Source organism: Novosphingobium sp. APW14 (assembly GCF_032337075.1).
GTDB lineage: Bacteria > Pseudomonadota > Alphaproteobacteria > Sphingomonadales > Sphingomonadaceae > Novosphingobium.
Map to the genome: position 1 here is coordinate 128023 of NZ_JAVYAB010000007.1, position 21262 is coordinate 149284.

Sequence of the window (21262 nt, forward strand, 5' to 3'; positions counted from 1 at the left end):
CTGTTCGTGGGGCTTACCCGGCCGCAGATGTTTGCGGGCGTGACCTATAGCTACTGCGTGATCAACGGAGTGGTTTCGACCGAGTTTTTCCTGATCTTCAAGTCTGCCTGGGTTATTCTTCTGGCCGTGGCCGTGCATTTTGCCGGCTGGCTGGCCTGCCTGCGCGAACCGCGCATTTTCGATGTCTGGCTAATCCGCCTGGCTCGCTGTCCGCGGATCCCCAATTACCGGTTCTGGCGATGCAATTCCTATCGCGCTTGAACCCAGCCCGACCCGATTTCGCGCACGAGCAGAGCGCTGGGTCGCGGCTGCCCTATGCCCATCATGTCAACGATCGGGTGGTGCGGCTACGCGACGGCACGCTCATGCTGGCGATCCGCATGCAGGGCCTCTTGTTCGAGACAGCCGAAACGGATGAGATCAATTATCGCAAAAGCCTGCGCGATGCGATGCTGCGGGCCATCGGGTCTTCGCGGTATGCGATCTACCATCACATCGTCCGCCGCCGGGTTCAGGTTGAGCCCAGTGGGACGTTCCCTGATGCTTTCAGCCGCGATCTCGATGCGATGTGGCAGCAGCGGCTCGCGTCAAAATCGCTTTACACCAACGAACTGTTCCTCACGCTGATCCGTCGGCCGATGCAGGGCAGTGCCGGCGTTGGCAGCCGGATTGCCCGCTGGCTCGGCAAGGGCCGCAACAGCGCCGAAGCCGAGGCCTGGATGCTGGGCGAGGCCCGTGCGCTGGAAGCCGCAGGTGAGCAATTGCTGGCAGCGCTGGCCACCTATCGGCCGGCGATGCTCAGCGTCTACGATACGCCGCATGGCCCCTGTTCCGAGCCGCTTGAGATGCTGGCGCTGCTTTACAATGCCGACCTGGCCCCGGTCCGACTGCCCTATGGCGATGCTGGCGAAGTACTGCCCCGCCGCCGTGTAAGCTTTGGCGCCGATACGCTGGAACTGGCACCGACGGCGCAAGCCGTGCGCAGCCTTGCAGCGATCGTCTCTGCCAAGGATTATCCGGGCCAAACCGCCCCGGGCATGCTCGATGAGCTGCTGCGGATCCCGGCCGAAATGGTCATCACCCAAAGCTTTGCGTTCGTTGACCGGCAGGCAAGCCTGGGCCGGATGAACCTTGCGCTGCGCCGGATGAGGGCGTCCGATGATGAGGCGTTGAGCCTGCGTTCGGAATTGGCCCAGGCCAAGGATGAGGTTGCCGCCGGCCGCGCCGCCTATGGCGAGCATCATCTGACGGTCATGGTCCGGGGAGAAAACCAGGCGGCTGTTGATGGCGGCGTGGCCGAAGTGCAATCTGCCCTGACCGACCTCGGCATGGTGACCGTGCGCGAGGATATTGGCCTGGAAGCAGCATTCTGGGCCCAGTTCCCTGGCAACTTCGGCTTCATCGTGAGGCGGGTACTGATCGGTTCGGCGAATTTCGCCAGCCTAGCCAGCTGGCACAATTTCCCGGCAGGCAAACCCTTTGGCAATCATTGGGGCGAGGCAGTCGCTACGTTTGAGACCACCGCCGCGGGGCCGTACCATTTCAACTTCCACCAAGGCGATCTGGGCAACTTCACGGCGATTGGTCCATCGGGTTCGGGCAAGACGGTGATCGTCAATTTCCTGTTGGCCCAGGCGCGCCGGTTTGCGCCGCGGATCGTCTTCTTTGACAAGGATCGTGGGGCCGAACTGTTCATTCGTGCGATCGGTGGGGTTTATGACATCCTGCGCCCCGGGGTCCCCAGCCGGATGAACCCACTGCTTCTGGTCGATTCGCCCGAAAACAGGCGGTTCCTGATCGAATGGATTGCCCAGCTGGTCGGCAGCGACGGAACGACCGTGACCATCGAGGATCTGGCGCAAATCAAGGAAGCGGTCGACGCATCGATGGCTTCGCCGCCTGCTTACCGGCGGCTTGCGAGCTTTGTCGAATTGCTGCGCGGGAACGATCGCCCGCACCCCAAGGACCTTTATGCCCGCATGCGCCCCTGGTGGGGCAAAGGTGAGCATGCCTGGCTGTTTGACAATGCCGAGGACCAAGTGGACCTGTCGCGCGACACCATTGGCTTCGACATGACCCGGCTGCTTGACGATCCGGTGCTGCGGACCCCGGCGATGATGTACATGTTCCACCGGGTTGATCAGGGGCTGGACGGCTCGCCTGCGATCATCGTTGTCGATGAAGGCTGGAAGGCTCTTGATGACGAGGTTTTCGTGGCGCGCATACGCGACTGGGAAAAGACCGTCCGCAAGCGCAACGGCATTGTTGGCTTTGTGACCCAGAACGCGGCCGATGCGCTGAACAGCCAGATCAGCTCCGCGATCGTGGAGCAAGCCGCGACCCAGATCTTCACCGCCAATCCCAAGGCCGCTCGTGCTGACTACGTGACCGGCTTTGGCCTGACCGACCATGAGTACGAGCTGATCCGCAGTCTGCCCGACACAGCGCATTGCTTCCTAGTCAAGCATGGCAACGAAAGCGTGGTTGTGCGGCTGGACCTGTCCGGGGCGGCAGAGGTTCTGACCATTCTTTCGGGACGCGAGAAGACCGTCAGGCTGTTCGATGAAATCCGAGCCAGGACCGGTGATGATCCCGCCGCCTGGCTGCCTGAATTGGTCAAGGTCGCATGATCGCCGCCTGTGCCCCGTTCGATCCGCTCGGCCGCTATGTCGGCAGTATTCTGGCGTGGGTCGATTGCCGGACAATGGGACTGGGCGAAGAGGCCTTTCGTGCGCTGGGCCCCGGATCGCCATTTGGCGCGGCGCTGACCGGCCTGCTCACGATCTATGTTGCGCTGATCGGCTATCGCCTGCTGCTGGGCGGCGAATTGACGGTGCGCGATGGCATGTCTGCCGCCCTCAAGATCGGCGTGGTGCTGGCGCTGGCAACTCAATGGCCGGCCTGGCGGGTGCTGGTTTACGATGTCGCGACCAAGACCCCGGAGGCCGTAGCGGCCAGCTTCCTGAGCGTTTCTGGCTTGAATGGTGGCGGCTCGGAAATGCTGGCCGCACGGGTCGATGGGGTCAACGCCGCGCTGGGCCAGCTTGTGAATGAAAGTGCTTCCTTGTTGGCCAGCCCCACCGGGGCAGCTCCGGCTCGTCCGACGCAAACTGTGCTGTCCGAAGCGGCCGCCGTCAGCGCCAATGCCGCGATGGGGGCGCTGGTGGTTTCGGCTCTGGCCGGTCTGGTTGGTGTCAGAATCGTGATCGGTTTTCTTTTGGCGATAGGCCCGCTGTTGATCGCCTGCCTTTTGTTCGAAGGCTCGCGCGGACTCTTCATGGGCTGGCTGCGTGCGCTGGTCGGTACCCTGATTGCGGCAATTGCGGTTCCGGCGGTGCTGGCCTTGCAGCTGGCGATCATCGAGCCGCAAGTGCTGGCGCTGCAAGGCCTACTCAAGGCGGCGCAGCCGGTTGCCGCCCTGCCTCAACAGATTTATGGCACGACCTTGGTTTTCAGTCTGGCCGTTCTGGCCGTCCTTGCCGCCGGGGCGTGCATTGGCCTGGGCCTGGTCTGGCCGCGGGGCGGGCTGACAAGTCTCCTGTCGGCGGCGGTCCGGGAAACACAATCGCCAATGGGCTACCGTCGCAGCTGGGATGAACCGGCGCTGAGCCGCTCCCGGCAGATCGCTGCGGCCGCCGCTTCTATTGGCCTGCGTGAGGAGCGGCTCGGGACTATCACCGCGCCGCCGCGCCGGCTGGCGCTGCCACGCCCGGCCAGCATGGCGCCCGAACAGGAATTGCAATTTGCCGCCCTGCCGCTGGGCCAGACCGGCCGGCGCAGGATGCTTCGCCAATCGGTTGGAGCGCGGCGGCGGGATGAGCTGACATGACCAATACCAACCACCAGATCGAGCCGGCCGACGATCGCGAGGCCTATTTCGCCGAAGCGCGAAGCTGGGGAGCCGATCGCGCTGCTGAGGCCGCAAGATCCCGCCGCAATGCCTGGATCGTGGCGTCGATCGCCACTGGGATCGCCGCGCTTGAAGCCTTGGCGCTGATCGCACTGGCGCCGATCAAGACCGTGGTGCCCTATACCGTGATGGTCGATCGAACGACCGGCTTCGTCCAGGTTCTGGAAGGCACCCAACCTGCTTCTGTCAAGCCCAATACCGCGCTGACCCATTCGATGCTGGCGCAGTATGTCATCGCGCGCGAGAGCTTCGACATCAACAGCCTGGCCCAGCAATACAAGAAGGTTGCGCTGTGGTCAGGCGGGGAAGCGCGGCGTGACTATCTGGCGCTGATGCCGATGTCGAACGCCCTCAGCCCGCTTAACGTCTATCCCCGTTCGACCCTGATCAACACCAAGATCGAAAGCGTCATGCCATCGGGCGCCGATAGCGTGCAGGTCCGGTTCTCGGCCGAACGCCGTGATCCGGGCCAGGCCGCAGCAGCAACCGGGCGCTATGTCGCGCAGATCCGGTTCCGTTACAGCGGCGAGCCGCTTTCGCTGGACGATCGGCTGGCTAATCCGTTGGGCTTTCAGGTGATCGAATATCGCAGGGACCAGGAACTGGCACCGCAGGCCTTGCCGGTGTCCGGACCTGCAACGACCCCGGCCTTGATTGGCTCTGTCGTCCCCCCGCTTCGCCGGGCGGGCGCAAATTGATCCGGCTCTTGCCCTTGTTGGCTGCCCTTGGCCTGCTTGCCGCCCCGCTCGCGGCAGAGGTCGTGCCGACCCCGGGCCTCACCGATCCGCGGATCCAGTCGGTTGCCTACGACCCGGACGAGGTTGTCGCCCTGCGCCTAGCCGAGGGCTTTGCGGTGACGATCCGCTTTTCGCCGGATGAGCGGATCGAGCTGGTGACGCTGGGAGATCCGGGTGGATGGCAGGCGCAGGTCAGCCGCCGTGCCGATGCCTTGGTGGTCAAGCCAGCAGGTGGTGCGCAGCCGACTAACCTGACCGTGATCACCGACCAGCGCAGCTATGCTTTCGCGCTTTACGAAAGCAGTGCCGCCGCGCAGATTCAGCCGTTTGTCCTGAACTTTGTTTATCCGGCGATCCGCCAGGAAGCCGAACAGGCGGCCACCGAAAAGCCCGCACGCTACGAGCTGAAAGGTGACCGCCCCTTGTGGCCCGAAAGCATTTCCGATGACGGCCAGTTCACGTCGCTACGCTGGGCTGAAGATGCTGCCCTGCCCGCTGTTTACCAGGAGGACCAGCAGGGGCAATTGGCACTGGTCAACGGCTTGATGCGCGACGGTGTTTTCGTGATCGAAGGTTTGCCCACCCGACTGGTCTTCATTCGGGGCAAGGCGCGGGCTACAGCCCTTCGGGTGAGCAAGGCCAGCGATGACTGAAGAGCCTAACGACCTGACCCCGCAAATCGAACTGCCGCAGGAAGCTGTTCCGCTGCCGCTGATTATCGGACTGGCGTTGCTGCTGGGGTTGGGGCTGTTTCTTTACCTCGATTCCAATCGCCGCGCGATGATGGGCGATATCGATGGGGCGAGGGCAGGCAATCAGACGAGCGGCCCGCCCGCGCCGGTGCCCGATCTGATCATTCCGCCGCCCGAACCGCCCCCGGCGCCGCCGGTCGTTCCCGATCCCGGCCGGGCCATGCCGGCGGCTCTGGCAACGACAGCGCAGCCAATGATGCCGCGCCTCGGCCCGGCGAATGTCTCGGTGGGCAAAGGTGCGGATCCTGCTGTAACGGTCATGTTCCGGCGTCCGCGCGGTAATGAGCCGGCCCTGGTGGCCGATCTGACTGCGGGCAGCGGCGCACCGGTCAACGGTTCCAACCCGGCGGCAGCAGAGACGGGGGACGATGCGGTCCGCGCGACGATCATCCGCAATCGCGGCTCGATCATCCCGCAGGGGGCGATCATTGCTGCCACGCTTGAAACGCCGCTCGATTCCGACCGACCCGGCCTGGCCCGGGCGATTACATCGCAAGACGTGCGCAGTTTTGACGGGACCAAGGTGCTGATCCCGCGCGGCAGCCGCCTGATTGGAGAGTTCAAGGCTGAAACCGGGGCCGGGCTTCGCCGCGTGCTGGTCACCTGGAACCGGCTCATCCGCCCTGACGGAGTGGCTATCCGCATCGGTTCGCCCGTTACCGATGCGATGGGCGGGGCAGGGGTGCCGGGGCGGGTCAACACCCATTTCCTTGAGCGGTTCGGCAATGCCGTTTTGCAATCGGCCCTGACGGTTGGCGTCAACCTGGCCTCGCTGCCGCGTGACAGCGCCGGAGTCTATGTTGGACTGCCGGCGACCGCCGCCGAAGTCAGCCGATCGATTGCGCCCAGCAACCCGCGCTCGCCCACCGTCAAAGTTCGAGAAGGGGCGCAGGTTGCGGTGCTGGTGGCGCGTGATCTTGACTTCAGCGGGACACCACCGGTCCGATGACGGCTGAAGCCCCCTTGCGCTTCCTTGATACCTATCTCGCGCCGTTGCAGACCTATCTGGCGCGCACGGAAGTGACTGACCTTTTCATCAACCGGCCGGGCGAACTGTGGGTTGAGACGATTGGTGGGGTGGTCGAGCAGCACGCGCTGCCTGAGCTGGACGAGGACAACCTCTGGCGGCTTGCCCGGCAGATTGCCGGATTGGCCCACCAGGGGATCAATCGCGAATATCCGTTGCTGGCCGCGACGCTACCCGGTGGCGCGCGGGTCCAGATTGTGGCGCCGCCCGCCACCAGGGCCGGGTTCGCAATAGCCATCCGCAAGCACGTTGTTCCGGACCTGACCCTGGCCGATTACCTTGGTGACGGAGCGTTTGATGCGGCGGACTTTGCCCGCGGCCGGCCGCAACTGCGGGCAATTGCCGGACCGCCCGGTGAGGGACCGGCCGACCTTGCGCGCTATCTGGGTGATCTGGTCAGGGCGCGTTGCAATATTCTGATCTCTGGCGGCACCTCGACTGGCAAGACCACTTTCCTCAATGCGCTGATCAAGGAAATCCCCGCACACGATCGGCTGCTGCTAATCGAGGATACGGCGGAAGTCGTCATTCCCGCAGCCAATTCGGTCGCCCTGCTGGCCGTAAAGGGCGCGCTTGGCGAGGCCCGTGTTACGGCTAATGACCTGCTGCAGGCTGCGCTGCGGATGCGCCCGGACCGGATAATCCTGGGCGAGGTCCGTGGCAGCGAAGCCCTGACATTCCTGCGCGCGATCAACACTGGCCATCCTGGGTCACTGACCACGATCCATGCCGACAGCCCGGCTGGAGCGATTGAGCAATTGGCGTTGATCGCGCTCCAGGCGGGAACACGGCTGACCCGCAGTGATATTGTCGATTATGTGTCCAATACCATCGACGCGATTGTTCAGCTTGAGCGACACGAGGGCCGCCGCAGGATCGCGCAGGTCATGCTGACGCGAACCTGATTGCGCGATTGCAGCTGCGGAAAACCGCGGAACGACTTATTCCATTGCGGCAAGTTGTCTCATAGCTTCGAAGCCGGGTCAGGGCTCCTTCGGCGAAAACCGAAGAGCAAGCGACAATGATCGTGTGTAGTCGAAAGGCTGCAGCGCGGCACATCTTGTCGGTGGAGGGGCAATGACCGACGCTCTTAATTCGGCCAATGTGGTCGCCAATTCCTTGGTTGAACGGAGGCTACCGGGTGACCAAGGGCTATCCGCCAACAATCAGGTTGGACCTTCGGGATTGCAGGCAGGGCTGGGCGTTGCGGCGGCCCTGTCGCTTGCCGCTTGCGGTTCTGGCGGAAGCGGCACTGGCGGCGGTGGGGCACCAATCCCTACGCCAAGCCCGACCCCAACACCCGTTCCCTTATCGCTGTCTCAAGCCTCGCGGTTCTTATCCCAGGCTGCCATCGGTTATGGCAAGGCCGACATTACCGCGCTGACCGGGTCATCGATTTCGGTCTGGCTCAACACCCAGTTTGCCACACCACGCCGGCAGAAGTTTTGGGATTTCCTAATTGCCGGCGGATATGATGCCGCAGCCAACGTGAATACCAACGCTGGCTTCGATCCGATGGTCTGGTCGCAGTTGATCAGTGGCGGGGATGTCCTGCGCCAGCGGGTCGGCCTTTCGCTCCTCAACATGTGGGTGACCTCGATCGACGGGTTCGGTGCCCCGTGGGAGTCTTTCATCATGGCGGCTTACCTGGACGTCCTGTGGGACAATGCTTTCGGTAATTACCGCGACATCATGGAGGGAGTCTCCACCAGTGCGGCCATGGGCTATTACCTGACCTTTCTGGGCAACCAAAAGGCCAACCCAGCCACCGGTTCGATCCCGGATGAGAACTATGCGCGCGAATTGATGCAGCTTTTCACAATCGGGCTGAATCAACTCAATATGGACGGTACCCCGGTTACATCAGGCGGGAATCCCGTGCCAACCTACACCCAGGAGGAGGTCAGCCAGCACGCCCGCGTGTGGACCGGCTATGCTCTGGCAAGTGGCGATAATTCAACCCCAGCACGCTTTCGACTGCCGTTGGTGATCAATCCTGCACAGCATGAAACCGGGGCAATCAACTTTCTCGGCATTTCGATCCCGTCGGGGCATGACGGAGCGACAGCGCGCCGCATGGCGCTGGATGGATTGTTCGCCAACGCCAGTTTGCCGCCGTTCGTATCAAAGCAGCTGATCCAGCGCATGGTGACCAGCAATCCCTCGCCAGCCTATGTCAACCGGGTCGCAAACGTGTTCGTCAACAATGGCAGCGGCGTGCGCGGAGATATGAAGGCCGTGATCCAAGCTATCCTCACGGACGTTGAGGCCCGCGACGATAGCCAGGTTGATAGCGCGAGTTTCGGAAAACTGCGCGAGCCTGTGGTGCGGATGGTGCAATGGGCAAGAGCGTTCGGAGTTACCTCACCGACCAATGCCTGGCCGTTTGGTAACAACGCATCTTCTTCCACGCGCTTGGCCGAAAGCCCGGGCCGGGCGCCAAGCGTCTTCAACTGGTTCCGGCCCGGATACACCCCGCCGGGCACGGCCATCGCCAGCAAAGGCATGGTTGCGCCAGAATTTCAGATTGCCAATGAGCCGTCTGTAATCGCATATATCAACTACATACAGACGCTGATCATCAATGGCGCCGGAGAGGCAAAGCCGAATTATGATGAGCTTACTCCGCTAGCGACCGACAGTTCCGCACTCTTGAACGAACTTAACCTGATTCTGGCGGCCGGCCAGATCGGCGCCACGACAATTGGCCAGATGAAGATCGCCCTGGATACTATCTCCGTCGCGACTAGCACCGGCATTACCAACCGCATTCAGGCCGCGATCGTACTGGTCATGGCTTCGCCCGAATATCTTGTGCAGCGCTAGCAAGAAGGCCCACGGACATGAGCATGGACCAATCACGCCGCGCCTTCCTGAAGCGCGCTTCAGCCCTGTCGATTGCCGGTCAGGCATCATCCTTTGTCCTGAACCTTGCGGCATCGGGGGAAGCGGCAGCCGCCACGGCCAGCGATTACAAGGCGCTAGTTTGTGTCTTCTTCTATGGCGGCAATGACTATGCCAACACCTTGCCGCCTTACGACAACGCACGGCACGCGTTTTACACCTCCCAGCGCCCGGGCTTTGCCCTGACGCAGGCCGCCCTGCAACCGACACTGCTCAATCCTACCACGCCGCTTCCTGGCGGGGCGCAGTATGCGTTGGCCCCGGGCCTCGCCTCGCTGATGCCGATTTTCAATTCCGGGCGGATGGCGGTGATGCTCAATGTCGGCACTCTGGTGCAGCCAACCACGAAGGCGCAGTACCAAGCCCGTTCGGTCTTGCTACCGCCCAAGCTACTGAGCCACAATGACCAGCAAAGTTACTGGCAGGCTTCATCACCTGAAGGCGCGGCGACTGGCTGGGGAGGCCGGATCGGCGACTTCCTGCAATCGGGGAATGGTAATGCCTCGCTGACCTGCATTAACCCGTCGGGCAATGCGGTTTTCTTGACCGGCCGGGCGGCGGTGCAATATGCGGTATCAACAACGGGCCCGATTGCGCTCAACTCGCGCACCAATCTGAATGGATCAACCGCTGCCGCTACCATGCTGCGGCAACTGATTGCAAATCCTGGTGGGAAGCATGATTTTCAGGTCGCCATCAGCGATATCGGCAAGCGCGCGCTTGAGTTGCAATCCCTTGTTGCCAACGCTTTGGCGATCGCACCAACAACGAGAACGCCATTTCCGGCTGCGGTAGATGCATCCAGCTCCCTCGGAGCGCAATTGCAGCTTGTCGCCAAGCTGATTTCGGTCAGCCAGGAACTCGGCGTCAAGCGCCAGGTCTTTTTTGTCTCGACAGGTCGGTTTGATATGCATGATGGGCTTGGTGCGCTCCATCCTGTGCTGATGCAGAATGCATCGAACGCCATTCGCGCCTTCTATGATACCACCGTGGAACTCGGCGTCGCTAACAAGGTCACCACTTTCACCGCGTCGGACTTTGGCCGTGCGCTCACCGCCAACAATGATGGGACGGACCACGGTTGGGGATCAATGCACTTTGTGGTGGGCGGTGCGGTCAACGGCGGGCGCTATTATGGCGTCAACCCAACCCTGGCGAACAATGGCCCGGACGATATCGGGCAGGGCCGATTGATCCCAACCATGTCAGTTGATCAGTACGGCGCGACCCTGGCCAGCTGGTTTGGGGTTTCAGCGGGCGACTTGCCGACCGTGTTCCCGAACCTGCGCAACTTTGCGGGTTCGGCTTTGGGGACCAATCTGGGCTTCGTCTGACGCGCCGGCCGCCGAAAGCCTTTTCGCCTTTGGCGGGATCAAAGTTCCACCCGCTTCAGCCCCGGCGAAAGCAGATGGATCGCAGCCACGGCAATGAAGTAGGTGATCGTGCAAGCGATGAAGATCAGCGTATAGTTGCCATTGGTGGCTTCCAGCACCAGGCCGGTAGACTTGGCCATGATCATCCCTCCGATCCCGCCGGCAAACCCGCCCAGGCCAATGGCGGATCCGACCGCTCGCTTGGGGAACATGTCAGGCGGCAGCGACAGCAGGTTGGAACTGAACGATTGGTGACCCGCGAGCGCGATCCCGATCAGCAGGACCGCCAGCCACATGTTTGAAAGCCCGGAGACAAACAGCAGGGGCAGGACCATGCAGCCCGAAAACAGCAGGGTTGCTTTGCGGGCGAAGTTGGGCGTGCGCCCGCGCTGGATCAGCTTGGACGAAATCCAGCCACCCGCGACCGACCCGACATCGGAAAGCAGATACATGATGATCATCGGCAGCAGCACAACCTTGAGATCGACGTTGTAAGTCGTGCTGAAATACTTCGGCAGCCAGAACAGCATCAGGAACCAGACGGGGTCGGTCAGGAACTTGGCCACGGCAAAGGCCCAGGCTTCGCGCATGGTGATCAGGCGGCGCCATGGAACCTGGTCTACTTTTTCCGGCGGATCATGCTCGATCCAGGCTAACTCGGCTTCGCTCACCAAGCCGCTTTCGCGCGGGTTGGAATAGAGCTTCCACCAAAGTGCCAGAAGCGCCACGCCGAACAGGCCCGACCAGATGAAGGTCTCGCGCCAGCCCAGGCCCAGATGGTTCATGAACAAGGCCAACACGGGTGCGGTAAGAATTACGCCGATGGTAGTGCCAGAATTGACCCAGCCGATCGCCAGTGCACGTTCCTTTTGCGGGAACCATTCGCTGCTGCTGCGGGCAACGGCCGGGAAGTGTCCGGCCTCGCCCACACCCAGCACCACGCGTGCAGCCATAAATCCGGCGACGGTCGAGGCGAAGCCATGGGCAACATGGCCGATCGTCCAAACGGTGATGGCGATGGCATAGCCGATCTTTGGCCCGAACCGGTCAATCAGCCAGCCCATGACCAGGAATCCCATGGCATAGGCGGCCTGGAAGGCGGTAACGATTGTGCCGTAATCGTTCTCGCTCCAGCCCATCTCCTTGCCCAGTGAAGGGGCCAGCAGGCCAAGCATGGTGCGATCGACATAGTTGACCGTCGTGGCGACGAAGAGCAACGCGATGATCAGCCAGCGGCGGCGGCCATCCGGCTTGGCAATGCCCGCGGCTGCGGCAGGGGTGCTTTGGATCATCGGCCTCTCCACTCTGCGGCCGGGGTTGGTCCGGTCCGCGCTTGTCTTTGCCCTAGCGCGGTTGCGCCAGGCTGATCATGCAGGACAGCGAGCCATGCTCGCCAAACACCGCGGTCACCTTCTGACCAGGCTCTACCGGGTGGACCCCAGTGATCGCACCGGTGGAAACCCACAGCCCTTGCGACAGGTCGAACCCGCGCGCGCTGAGATTGCCAAGCAGGAAGCGAACCGCGCCATAGGGGCCATCCAGCATGGTCGCTGCGGTTGCCTCGCCCACGGTCTCGCCTGCGACTTCGGTGCGCACGACAATTGCGCAAAGATCCAGCTCGCGCCAACCGTCCAGCACCGGCCCCATCACCACACCGTGGTTGTTGCCAAAATCGGAAACGGTGACCAACGGGCCATCCGCATTGATCCGCGGATAGGGCGAACTGGCGACTTCGATCCCCAGGCGCACTTCGTCAAGAATGGCGCGGGTGCCGGCGTCATCGCTCGGCACTTCGCCGTTCCAGCCGGGCGCGACGTGCAGCAGCAGTTCGGCCTCGCCAGCCGCAAAGCCCCCGGCGAAAACCGGCATGGCCGGCACTGCGCCATTGGCAGCAGCGGCAACCTCGTCCGCAAAGACCGGACCAGACAGGCGGTTAGCACCCAACTGGCTGTCGAGCGGTGGGAAAATCCGGCCCACCTTCCACCCGGCGACGGCGCGGCCATCAAGCCGGATCGCGGCGTCCTGGATGCGGTAGGCAGAGGCAAGATCTTGCGGTGCGACGCCCGGATATTCGGCAAGCGCCCGCGCCGCGCGGCGGGCGGAAACAAATGCCGTGGCAACGGATTGGGCCTGCTCGGTCAAACTCTACCTCTCGTCTCGATCATCATGCCCGGCTTGCTCCGGTGCTTGTCGCGGTGGCTAAAGGAAACCGGTGTCATTGGCAAGTCTGCGTGTCTGCACGCCGGTCAGATCACAGCGTTACGCCGCGTTTCCAGATTGCGATCGCCCGTTGTCCGGCGCGCTCTGCGGCAGTCGGCTCGCCGCTGGCGATCGCAGCGAGGCGGGCGGCGAAAGCCTGGTCTGCCGCCGCCAGGCCTTCGCGCAGGGCGAGCGAGGCGTCGAAATCGATCCAGTGCCGCTTAGCCTCGGCCAATGTCTGGTTCGAGGCCACTTTCACAGTTGGCACCGGGAAGCCCAGTGGGGTGCCGCGCCCGGTGGTGAACAGCACCAGCGTTGCGCCCGCAGCCGCCAGTGCTGATGACGATACGGCATCGTTACCCGGCGCTTCCAGCAGGGTCAGCCCGGCCCGGTGCACCTGCTCGCCATAGCCGATCACGTCGACCAGCGGAGCATTGCCACCTTTTTGCACCGCGCCGAGCGACTTCTCCTCAAGCGTTGTGATTCCGCCTGCCAGATTGCCCGGCGAGGGGTTTTCCGACACCGGCAGCCCCTGATCGAGGTAATAGCGCTTGAACCGGTTCACGAGGCCGGCGGCGGCATCGAACACCGGTGCGTCGATCGCCCGGTCGAGCAGGGCCTGTTCGGTGCCGAAGATTTCCGGAATCTCAGTCAGGATCGCCCGCCCGCCAGCAGCACAGAGGCTCTCCGCCAGGCGGCCAAGAAGCGGATTGGCGGTCAGGCCTGAGAACCCGTCCGACCCGCCGCATTTGAGGCCGATGGTCAGGGCCGAGAATGGCAGTTCGACCCGCTGGGCCAGCGCCGCCTGCTCGACCAGGTCATCGATCAGCGCTGCCGCTGCTGCCAGTTCGTCGCCCGCACTCTGGCTGGAAAGCAGTCGAACCTTGCCGCGCGCGGCCGGCGGAACGGCCTCCAGCAGCGCGTCCAGCTGGTTTGATTCGCAGCCCAACCCCAGCAGCAGCACGCCAGCGGCGTTGGGGTTGGTTGCAAGGCCTGCGAGCAGGTCCCGCGTCCCGGCAAGGTCATCCCCCAGTTGCGAGCATCCATGCGGATGCGCGAACGCGTAGACACCGTCGACCCGCCCTGCGTGCCGTTCGCGCGCAGCGCGGGCAATTTCCTCTGCCGTGATGCCGACACAGCCAACGCTGGGCAGGATCCAGATTTCGTTGCGCGTGGCAGCACTGCCGTCTGCGCGCAGATAGCCTTGCCAGGTTGGCAGGCCAGTGGCTGCGACAACGCTGACCGCCACCGAACCGGGGCGGTAGGTCAGTTCCCCGGCGAGTGCCGTGACCAGGTTGTGGCTGTGCACATGGTCACCCGCGGCGATTGCCGCGCTCGCCCGACCGATTGGTTGGCCATACTTCATCACCACCGTGCCTGCCGGCAGATCGACCAGCGCCAGCTTGTGGCCCTGTGGGATGTCGGACGTCGCCGGCACACCGGCGATCTCTTCGCCTGCGGCAATCGCGCGCAGGGCAACCGCTACACTATCGGCGGGGTGGATCTGCAGTGCGGCCGGGAACTTGTGCAAGATGGGTCCTTGGCATATGGTAACCGGTGTCAATATTGCCTTTGTGCTCGCGGGAAGGCAAGGGGGGGATGACGCCCGGTCGCTTGGCCGGCAGGCGCAAGGGGAAGGCATGGCGGGCACATCCGGCCGCAAGGGCAAGCCGACGATCAACGATGTCGCGCGTCTGTCGGGCGTGTCGAAGAAGACCGTCAGTCGTGTTATCAATCGTTCGCCGCTGCTCAACCAGGCAACGCGCGAAAAGGTCGAGGCGGTTATCGCCGAGCTGGGCTATGTGCCCAACCCGCAGGCGCGCCAGCTGGCGTTGCGACGTAACTTCTCGCTGGGGCTGATCTATGACAACCCCAACGCGCAGATGGTCCTCAACTTCCAGGAAGGCGTGCTGGATGCGATCCGGGGGAGCGAATTCGCGCTGGTGATCCACCCGGTTGATCGCCACGACCCAGGCCTGTTCGATCAGGTTCGCAAGTTCATTGAGCAGCAGCGCTTCTATGGCGTAATGGTCCTGCCGCCGCTGTCCGAGAATGACGCCTTCTTCGCCCTGCTCGATGAACTGGGGTGTAACTATGTCCGCATGGGTTCGGCCGAGCTCGACGATCCGGCGCACCTCGTCCAATCGAACGACCGTCAGGCCGTGCGCCATGCGGTCGAATACCTGATCGCGCAGGGACACAAGAGGATCGGCTTGGTCGAAGGGCCGGACGGCTTCCGCTCGGCCCATGAACGCCGCGAAGGCTGGCGCGAGGCGGTCAGCGCGCACGGTCTGCCCGCTGACATCAGCCTGACTGCGCGCGGCAATTACACCTTCGAATCCGGCAAGGAAGCCGGCGTCTCGCTGCTCGACCTGCCGCATCCGCCCAGCGCGATCTTTGCCAGCAACGATGTGATGGCCGCGGGCGTGGTCCATGTTGCGCGTGAACGCGGGCTGGTCGTGCCCGGCGATCTCTCGGTAGTCGGCTTTGACGATACGGCCATTGCCGCAACGATCTGGCCACCATTGACGACGGTGCGCTGGCCGATCCGGACCATGGCCCGCTCTGCCGCAATGAAGCTGATCCATCCCGAAACTGCAGGCAAGGAGCAGTCGCTGTTCCCGACTGAATTTGTTCCCAGAGCGTCTGTTTCCGCCCCCAAGCCCTGAATTGCCGCGCGCTGCAGATGAGTGCTTGATCTGGGTAATGACACCGGTTACCTAGAGGTCAAATAGACATCCAGCAGGAAAGATTGCACCCATGAAGATCGCCTTGATCATCGAGAACAGCCAGGCCGCGAAGAACGCGATCGTGCACGAGGCGCTAACCTCTGTTGCCGAGCCGCTGGGCCACCAGGTCTTCAACTATGGCATGTACACGCCGGAAGACGCCGCATCGCTGACCTATGTGATGAACGGGTTGCTTAGCGGCATCCTGCTCAATTCCGGTGCGGCGGATTTTGTTGTGACTGGCTGCGGCACCGGCATGGGTTCGATGCTGGCGGCAAATGCGATGCCGGGCGTGTTCTGCGGGCTGGTGATTGACCCGACCGATGCCTTCCTATTCAGCCAGATCAACGATGGCAACGCGATCTCGATGCCCTATTCGAAGGGCTTCGGGTGGGCCGCCGAGCTCAACCTGCAGGACTGCTATCGCAAGATCTTCGAGAATGAAGGCGGCGCCGGCTATCCTAAGGAACGCGCTCACTTCATGGCTGCCAACCGCAGCAAGCTGAAGGACATGAAGGCCGCTTCGTGCCGCGACATGCTGACCGTACTCAAGACGGTCGACCAGGATCTGCTCAAGGCCGCGATCGCCGGCGAAAAGTTTGCCGAGCTGTTCTATCCGAACTGCCAGGACCAGGCGATCGCCGACTACCTCCGGGCGCTCTGATGGCGATCTCGTTCTCGCTTGCGGGCAAGGCCGCGCTGGTCACCGGGGCCAATACCGGGATCGGCCAGGCCATTGCCATTGCCTTGGCGGAGGCCGGGGCCGACGTAGCGCTGGCCGGCCGCAGCGAGCCGACCGAAACGCTGGCGATGATCGCCGCAACGGGGCGCAAGGCGGTGAACATCAAGGCTGACCTGTCCTCAACCGAGCCGGTCCAGCGCGTGATCGACGAGGCGCTCGCGGGTCTTGGGCGGCTTGACGTGCTGGTCAACAACGCCGGGATCATCCGCCGCGATGACCTGCTCCAGTTCTCGGAAGAGGACTGGGACGCGGTGATGGATACCAACCTCAAGACGCTGTTTTTCCTGAGCCAGGCCGCCGCGCGGCACATGGCTGAGCGCGGATCGGGCAAGATCGTCAACATCGCCAGCTTGCTGACATTCCAAGGTGGCATTCGCGTGCCAAGCTATGCCGCTGCCAAATCGGGCGTTGGCGGCGTGACCAAGGCCATGGCAAATGAGCTGGCGCCCAATGGCGTGCAGGTCAACGCGATTGCCCCGGGCTATATCGCTACCAACAATACTGCCGCATTGCAGGCTGACGAAACGCGCAACCGCCAAATCCTTGAGCGGATCCCCACCGGGCGCTGGGGACGGCCAGAGGATATTGCCGGGGCTGCGGTGTTCCTCGCTTCCGAGGCGTCAGACTATGTCACCGGCCAGGTCCTGGCTGTCGACGGCGGCTGGCTGGCGCGGTAAGCATCAGGCATGACGGTCACCTGCTTTGGCGAACTCCTGCTGCGGCTGACCCCTCCGGGTTCGCAGCTGATGGTCCAGGCGGACAGTCTGGAGCTGCATTCGGGCGGGGCCGAGGGCAATGTTGCTGTGGCCCTGGCTAACCTGGGCCACGCGGTTCGGTTTGCCGGGCTGGTCAGCGAAAATGCCTTGGGTGATCGCGCCGTCGCGGCCCTGCGCAGCGCGGGCGTCGATACTGCGTTCCTTGCCCGCGCGCCGGGGCGTATGGGCATCTACTTCATGGAGGACGGCGCGGGTCCCCGCCCCTCCGCCATCACCTATGACCGCGCTGGCAGCGCCTTTGCCGAGGCCGATCTCACCGCGATCGACTTTGCCGGCGCGCTCGCCGGGGCGCGGCTGTTCCACACCGGCGGGATCACTCCTGCGCTTGGCCCCAAAGGTGTGGCGCTGGCTAAAGCCGCCAGCGGCGCCGCGCTGGCGGCCAAAGTCCCGATCTGCTTCGATGGCAATTATCGCGGCGCATTGTGGTCAAGCTGGGACAGCAATCCCGGCGCGATCCTGCGCGAGCTGGTAGCTGAAGCCACAATCCTGATTGGCAACCACCGCGATATTTCGCTGATGCTCGGCCAGACCTTTTCCGGTGACGGGGCGGACCGGCGGCGCGAAGCGGCAGAGGCTGCCTTTGCTGCCTTCCCGAAGCTCCAGTTGATTGCCTCGACCGCGCGACATCTGGTCACCTCGGACCATCACCGCATCGCGGCGCGAGTCGACAGCCGGGTGGCATCGCACCAGACCGCAGAGATCGACGTGACCGGAATCGTTGGGCGGATCGGCACGGGCGATGCCTTCGCCGCCGGAGTGCTCCACGCTTGGCTTGAAGGCGGGGACGAACGTTCACTGGCAGAAACCGGCCTTGCGCTCACCGCACTCAAGCACGCCGTGCCCGGCGACATGTGTCTGGTGAACCGCGCTACTCTTGAGAGTTTTTCGGCCAGCGGCGGCGATGTCCGGCGCTGAGGGCTGGAGTCGTCGGGCGCTTTTTGCAGGCGCCGCCGCATTTGCAGTCTGTCCGCAGCTTGCGTTTGCTGGACCTACCAAGGCCAAGGCGATGCTTGGCATCCGCTACGGCCGCGCTGCCCGATTTCAAGCGCCAGAGCCGCTGCCTTTCGGCCAGCCCGATTTCGCTGCGACTTCTGTGCTCGGTCCGTCTTGTCTCCAGCAAGGCACGCGCTATCAGCCGCAGAGCGAAGACTGCCTGTTTCTTAACGTCTGGACGCCTGATACCCAGCCGGCCAAGCCCAAGCCAGTGATGGTCTACATCCACGGCGGCGCCTATTCGACCGGCTCGGTTGCCGATCCGCTGAACGACGGGGCGAAGCTGGCCCAGCGCGGCGATGTGGTGGTGGTGACGGTCAACCACCGGCTCAACGTGTTTGGTTACCTCTACCTGCCCGACCGTTTCCCTGACAGCGGCAATGCCGGCCAGCTGGACCTGATCCTCGCGCTCAAATGGGTCCAGGCCAATGTGGCCAAGTTTGGCGGCGATCCGGGCAATGTCACGGTTTTCGGCCAGTCGGGCGGCGGGGCCAAGATCGCGACCTTAATGGCCATGCCTGAGGCCAAGGGCCTGTTCCACAAGGCCATTACCATGAGCGGCCAGCAGGTTACCGCATCGGGCCCGCTCAACGCCCGCAAGCGCGCGCAGGCCTTTGTCGACAAGCTGGGCGCGGATCCGGCCACGGCTCCGGTCGAGGCGCTGGTTGCAGCGCTTTCGGCGACCGATCCGGTGCTGGGCGGCGGGGTCTATTTGGGGCCGGTGCTGGATATGAAGCACCTGCACCGACATCCGTTCTGGCCCGATCCTGCGCCGCAGGGCAATACGATCCCGATGCTGCTGGGCAATACGGTTGCCGAAACGCGAGCGTTCTTCCCGCCCGAGCATCCCAAGCTGCAGGGGCTCGATTGGGGCAACCTGCCCCAACGCGCCGGACCAGAGCTGAAGGTCGATATCGATCCGGCTTGGGTCGTCGCACAGTTCCGTGCCCGCTATCCGGCAGACAGCGCGGAGCAGGTCTTCCACCGCATGGTCACCGCTGGCCGCTCCTGGCGCGGCCAGGTGGAGGAAGCCGATGCCCGCGCCCGTGCCGGCGTCAAGCAGACCTGGGTCTACCAGCTCGATTTCGAGCAGGCCAAGCACACCGATGATATCGGCCTGTCGTTCGGCACCTTCGAGAACCCGACTCCCGCCCGCCAGGCGATGAGTGATCGGGTGATGGATGCTTTCGTCCGCTTCGCCCGCACCGGTAATCCAGGCTGGACCAACTATACCGCATCCGGGCGTGAGACGATGGTGTTCGACAGTGTCAGCCGAGTGATCAAGGACCCGCGCAAATGGGAGCGGGAACTGTTTGCCCGGGTGCCCTATATCCAGCCCGGTAGCTGAACTTCAGGGCTGATTGTTGGGATAGCTGATGATCAGCGACAGCGGCTTGCGGCCCAGCTGCCGGATCCCGACGACCGCACCTTTGTAGAGATAGGCGGCCATGCCCGGCTTCAGGCCGCTGCGCTGGCCATCCGAGACAACTTCGCCTTCACCGCCGAGGACGTAGTAGACTTCGTCATGGTTGATCGGGTGTTCGCCGATCGCCGCCCCGCGGTGCAGGACCCGGCGGCGGAATTCCATCGCCCGCGGCTGAGGCACGGCATCGCTGATGCGATAGGCCGTGCTCATTCCGATTGCGCCGTGCGGCGGAGCTTCCTCGCGCCGGGTGCTACGCTCGTCCACCACCACCATCGGCGGTGCAGCGGCAAGCAGGAGCAGTGCGGACAGGCTCACTTCGTCGCCCGCATGGCCTTGTCGCGGTCGCTCAGCTTTTCCTGCGCGCCGCCCTTCTGGCCAGGATAGCGGCCGGACTTGGGTTGCATCGTCGTCAGGTCCCAGTCCGCCTCGACAAAGGCCGCGCGGGTTTCCGCCGGACGCGGATAGCCGAGGCCGACTTCCTTCTCGTCATCGATGATATCGCCGCGCCCTTCGGCCACGAAGAACAGCACGCGGATGTCATCTGGCGTGCGGTCCCACGGGCGCGCGCCGACAGTCTGGAGAACGCTGGTTTCGACTTCATTCGACGGTAGCAGGGGCAGGCCGGAAAGATCAGCCAGCGGCTTGGCCGACCGGATCAGCTTGGCCTTGGTTTCACCATAGCGGCCGAATTCGGGCAGCGGATTGCCATGGCGGTCAACCGCGCGGTTATCACGCCCATGGAACTTCAAGTCACCATCGCCGCCCAGCATCAGGAAGGGTAGTCCCGGATCGGTATCGTTACCACCGCGCATGACATTGCCGACAGCTGTCAACTCACCAGTCACGTAATCATGGCCGGTCCATTCCAGGTTCATCAGATTATAGTGCACCGCCCGGTGGCCTGGATTGTAGATCAGGTTGTTGACCATCACCGCCTGGACCCCGCCTTTCAGCAATGGCGCGCGCTCGACATTGTGGGCCCAGACATTGCGATAGAAGACGATCCCCGTGGCATTGTCGTGCACCAGTGAGCCTTTGGAATGTTCGCCCTTGGGGTGGCTGGCATTGGCCAGGCCCTCGGCCGCCAGGTTATCGCGGAACAGGATGTTGTGACTGGTGCCCTTGCGCCATTCCTCCACCGTATTGCCGGTGAAGCGCGCGCCAGAGGCCGACATGTTCTCGTCGATCCCCCACAGGAAGCTGTTGTGTTCGATGATCACGTTATAGGCGCCGACGGCGGAGAAGGCGTCCGTCTCCCAGCCAGAGAGCAGCGCCTGTCCGTCGCGGCCGGTCATCACACGCAAATGGCTGATGATCACGTCATGCGCTTTCAGATCGATCCCGCCACGGATCAGCGTGACCCCAGGGGAAGGCGCCGTCTGGCCGGCGATGGTCAGATAGGGTTCGGCAATCAAAAGCGAATCCCGGCCCAGGTCAATCACGCCGCCGACTTCGAATACGACGATCCGGGGGCCCTTGCTTTCAACAGCTTCCTTGAAAGAGCCCGGTCCATCTTTAGCCAGCGTGGTGACGCGGATAATCCGACCGCCAGCTCCCCCACGGGTGGGCTCAACCGGGCCCGCCATGATCGCTGCGGGCAGGACAAGCGCTTGTATTGCAGCCAGGAATACCGCGAGCTTCAACCACCAGTAACGCATCATGCAAACTCCCTTGCGCGCCTTCTTGACAGAGGC

General features: G+C 63.3%; 19 protein-coding genes. 14 read left to right on the top strand and 5 right to left on the bottom strand.

From position 1 onward, the window contains the following. Window positions 1–27: 27 nt before the first annotated feature. The 9 genes from RQP55_RS10240 to RQP55_RS10280 all read left to right on the top strand — a co-directional run bounded on the left by RQP55_RS10240 (window position 28) and on the right by RQP55_RS10280 (window position 10664). Window positions 28–261, top strand: a complete 234-nt coding sequence (locus RQP55_RS10240; protein ID WP_410000284.1) for a type IV secretion system protein VirB3 — start codon at window positions 28–30, stop codon at window positions 259–261. Next, window positions 240–2630, top strand: coding sequence for a VirB4 family type IV secretion/conjugal transfer ATPase (locus RQP55_RS10245; protein WP_315610095.1), 2391 nt, complete (start codon window positions 240–242; stop codon window positions 2628–2630). The genes RQP55_RS10240 and RQP55_RS10245 overlap by 22 nt, the downstream gene beginning before the upstream one ends. Next, window positions 2627–3829, top strand: a complete 1203-nt coding sequence (locus RQP55_RS10250) for a type IV secretion system protein (protein ID WP_315610096.1) — start codon at window positions 2627–2629, stop codon at window positions 3827–3829. Before RQP55_RS10245 ends, RQP55_RS10250 begins: the two co-directional genes overlap by 4 nt. After that, the gene (locus RQP55_RS10255) at window positions 3826–4608 is read left to right on the top strand and encodes a type IV secretion system protein (RefSeq protein WP_315610097.1); all 783 of its coding nucleotides are present in this window, start codon (window positions 3826–3828) and stop codon (window positions 4606–4608) included. Before RQP55_RS10250 ends, RQP55_RS10255 begins: the two co-directional genes overlap by 4 nt. A gap of 17 nt (window positions 4609–4625) precedes the next feature. After that, window positions 4626–5300, top strand: coding sequence for a TrbG/VirB9 family P-type conjugative transfer protein (locus tag RQP55_RS10260; protein ID WP_315610098.1), 675 nt, complete (start codon window positions 4626–4628; stop codon window positions 5298–5300). Next, window positions 5293–6348, top strand: coding sequence for a TrbI/VirB10 family protein (locus tag RQP55_RS10265; protein ID WP_315610099.1), 1056 nt, complete (start codon window positions 5293–5295; stop codon window positions 6346–6348). The genes RQP55_RS10260 and RQP55_RS10265 overlap by 8 nt, the downstream gene beginning before the upstream one ends. Then, entirely contained in the window at window positions 6345–7331 is a 987-nt protein-coding gene (gene virB11 / locus RQP55_RS10270) for a P-type DNA transfer ATPase VirB11 (protein WP_315610100.1), read from the top strand. Before RQP55_RS10265 ends, virB11 begins: the two co-directional genes overlap by 4 nt. Window positions 7332–7503: 172 nt before the next feature. Next, window positions 7504–9252, top strand: a complete 1749-nt coding sequence (locus RQP55_RS10275; RefSeq protein WP_315610101.1) for a DUF1800 family protein — start codon at window positions 7504–7506, stop codon at window positions 9250–9252. Window positions 9253–9275: 23 nt separating this feature from the next. Then, a complete protein-coding gene (locus RQP55_RS10280; protein WP_315610102.1) occupies window positions 9276–10664 on the top strand; it encodes a DUF1501 domain-containing protein in 1389 nt (462 codons plus the stop codon). A 38-nt stretch (window positions 10665–10702) separates the two neighbouring features. Here the strand turns inward: RQP55_RS10280 and RQP55_RS10285 are convergent, their stop codons facing one another. The 3 genes from RQP55_RS10285 to RQP55_RS10295 form a co-directional block, all read right to left on the bottom strand. Beyond that, window positions 10703–11995: an MFS transporter gene (locus RQP55_RS10285; protein WP_315610103.1), complete on the bottom strand. Its 1293-nt coding sequence runs from the start codon at window positions 11993–11995 to the stop codon at window positions 10703–10705. A 52-nt stretch (window positions 11996–12047) separates the two neighbouring features. Beyond that, window positions 12048–12845 (bottom strand): 2-keto-4-pentenoate hydratase, encoded by a 798-nt coding sequence (locus RQP55_RS10290; protein ID WP_315610104.1) that lies wholly within the window; start codon window positions 12843–12845, stop codon window positions 12048–12050. A gap of 109 nt (window positions 12846–12954) precedes the next feature. Further along, complete coding sequence (locus RQP55_RS10295) at window positions 12955–14433, bottom strand: altronate dehydratase family protein (protein WP_315610105.1); 1479 nt, start codon at window positions 14431–14433, stop codon at window positions 12955–12957. A 109-nt stretch (window positions 14434–14542) separates the two neighbouring features. Between RQP55_RS10295 and RQP55_RS10300 the strand changes: the two genes are divergently transcribed. From RQP55_RS10300 to RQP55_RS10320, 5 genes are all read left to right on the top strand, one after another. Then, window positions 14543–15571, top strand: a complete 1029-nt coding sequence (locus tag RQP55_RS10300; protein WP_315610106.1) for a LacI family DNA-binding transcriptional regulator — start codon at window positions 14543–14545, stop codon at window positions 15569–15571. A 91-nt stretch (window positions 15572–15662) separates the two neighbouring features. Next, window positions 15663–16295: an RpiB/LacA/LacB family sugar-phosphate isomerase gene (locus RQP55_RS10305; protein ID WP_315610107.1), complete on the top strand. Its 633-nt coding sequence runs from the start codon at window positions 15663–15665 to the stop codon at window positions 16293–16295. Then, entirely contained in the window at window positions 16295–17050 is a 756-nt protein-coding gene (kduD, locus tag RQP55_RS10310; RefSeq protein WP_315610108.1) for a 2-dehydro-3-deoxy-D-gluconate 5-dehydrogenase KduD, read from the top strand. Before RQP55_RS10305 ends, kduD begins: the two co-directional genes overlap by 1 nt. 9 nt (window positions 17051–17059) lie before the next feature. Beyond that, complete coding sequence (locus RQP55_RS10315) at window positions 17060–18064, top strand: sugar kinase (RefSeq protein WP_315610109.1); 1005 nt, start codon at window positions 17060–17062, stop codon at window positions 18062–18064. Further along, the gene (locus RQP55_RS10320) at window positions 18051–19490 is read left to right on the top strand and encodes a carboxylesterase/lipase family protein (protein ID WP_315610110.1); all 1440 of its coding nucleotides are present in this window, start codon (window positions 18051–18053) and stop codon (window positions 19488–19490) included. The genes RQP55_RS10315 and RQP55_RS10320 overlap by 14 nt, the downstream gene beginning before the upstream one ends. Window positions 19491–19493: 3 nt before the next feature. On the opposite strand, the gene RQP55_RS10325 is transcribed toward RQP55_RS10320, so the two are convergent. Beyond that, a complete protein-coding gene (locus RQP55_RS10325) occupies window positions 19494–19883 on the bottom strand; it encodes a cupin domain-containing protein (protein ID WP_315610111.1) in 390 nt (129 codons plus the stop codon). Then, window positions 19880–21226 (bottom strand): pectate lyase, encoded by a 1347-nt coding sequence (locus RQP55_RS10330; protein ID WP_315610151.1) that lies wholly within the window; start codon window positions 21224–21226, stop codon window positions 19880–19882. Before RQP55_RS10330 ends, RQP55_RS10325 begins: the two co-directional genes overlap by 4 nt. Window positions 21227–21262: the final 36 nt, after the last annotated feature.

Bases quoted from the DNA above. Each gene is read 5' to 3' on its own strand.
- RQP55_RS10255 (WP_315610097.1), top strand. From the start codon at position 3,826: ATGACCAATACCAACCACCAGATCGAGCCGGCCGACGATCGCGAGGCC.
- RQP55_RS10250 (WP_315610096.1), top strand. From the start codon at position 2,627: ATGATCGCCGCCTGTGCCCCGTTCGATCCGCTCGGCCGCTATGTCGGC.
- RQP55_RS10265 (WP_315610099.1), top strand. From the start codon at position 5,293: ATGACTGAAGAGCCTAACGACCTGACCCCGCAAATCGAACTGCCGCAG.
- RQP55_RS10245 (WP_315610095.1), top strand. From the start codon at position 240: ATGCAATTCCTATCGCGCTTGAACCCAGCCCGACCCGATTTCGCGCAC.
- kduD (WP_315610108.1), top strand. From the start codon at position 16,295: ATGGCGATCTCGTTCTCGCTTGCGGGCAAGGCCGCGCTGGTCACCGGG.
- virB11 (WP_315610100.1), top strand. From the start codon at position 6,345: ATGACGGCTGAAGCCCCCTTGCGCTTCCTTGATACCTATCTCGCGCCG.
- RQP55_RS10275 (WP_315610101.1), top strand. From the start codon at position 7,504: ATGACCGACGCTCTTAATTCGGCCAATGTGGTCGCCAATTCCTTGGTT.
- RQP55_RS10280 (WP_315610102.1), top strand. From the start codon at position 9,276: ATGGACCAATCACGCCGCGCCTTCCTGAAGCGCGCTTCAGCCCTGTCG.
- RQP55_RS10305 (WP_315610107.1), top strand. From the start codon at position 15,663: ATGAAGATCGCCTTGATCATCGAGAACAGCCAGGCCGCGAAGAACGCG.
- RQP55_RS10315 (WP_315610109.1), top strand. From the start codon at position 17,060: ATGACGGTCACCTGCTTTGGCGAACTCCTGCTGCGGCTGACCCCTCCG.
- RQP55_RS10330 (WP_315610151.1), bottom strand. From the start codon at position 21,226: ATGCGTTACTGGTGGTTGAAGCTCGCGGTATTCCTGGCTGCAATACAA.
- RQP55_RS10285 (WP_315610103.1), bottom strand. From the start codon at position 11,995: ATGATCCAAAGCACCCCTGCCGCAGCCGCGGGCATTGCCAAGCCGGAT.
- RQP55_RS10320 (WP_315610110.1), top strand. From the start codon at position 18,051: ATGTCCGGCGCTGAGGGCTGGAGTCGTCGGGCGCTTTTTGCAGGCGCC.
- RQP55_RS10240 (WP_410000284.1), top strand. From the start codon at position 28: ATGTTTGCGGGCGTGACCTATAGCTACTGCGTGATCAACGGAGTGGTT.
- RQP55_RS10300 (WP_315610106.1), top strand. From the start codon at position 14,543: ATGGCGGGCACATCCGGCCGCAAGGGCAAGCCGACGATCAACGATGTC.